We start from the raw sequence: 541 nt of genomic DNA on the forward strand, positions 1-541 counted from the left end.
CCCCGAGGGCGCGGTGGCCGACGCCGACGCCCGCCACCCCCTGACCCTGCGGATGCTCGCGGACATCCGGTCCGCCCTCGCCGAGACCGCCCCCGACGCCCCCGTCGGCCGCGACGACGTCTTCTCGGCCCACCTGGACCTGGTGTGCCTGCGGATCGCCGTCCGCCTCGCCGACGGGAACGGGATCCGCGGCACCGCCGTGCGCCGGCTCGCCGCCAAGGTCGCCGGACAGGTGCACGAGGCCGCCCGGCGCAGCCTCGGCGCGGGCGGTCTGGACCGGGAGACGTTCGACGTGGTGTTCCCCCGGGGGCCCGCCCCCGACCGGCTCGGCGGCGGCACCGGTTGGGCCTCGGCCGTGCTCGCCGAGGGGCTCCTCGTCCCGGCCGGTACGACCGGCTACCGGTTCGCGGACGAGGAACTGGCCGACTGGCTCCACGGCACCCACCTCGACGTGGACGACGCCCTGCGCACCCTGGTCCACACCGCCCCCGCCACCCCGGTCGCCCCCGGCGGGCGCACCCCGCGGCCGGCCGCGGCCGAG

Annotated in this window: 1 pseudogene; it reads left to right on the top strand. The window is 79.3% G+C overall.

What is annotated here, in order from left to right:
- Nucleotides 1-541, top strand: a pseudogene (locus B7767_RS36870) (serine protease); the annotation flags it as partial.

Source organism: Streptomyces sp. 13-12-16, assembly GCF_002114215.1.
Taxonomy (GTDB): Bacteria; Actinomycetota; Actinomycetes; order Streptomycetales; family Streptomycetaceae; genus Streptomyces.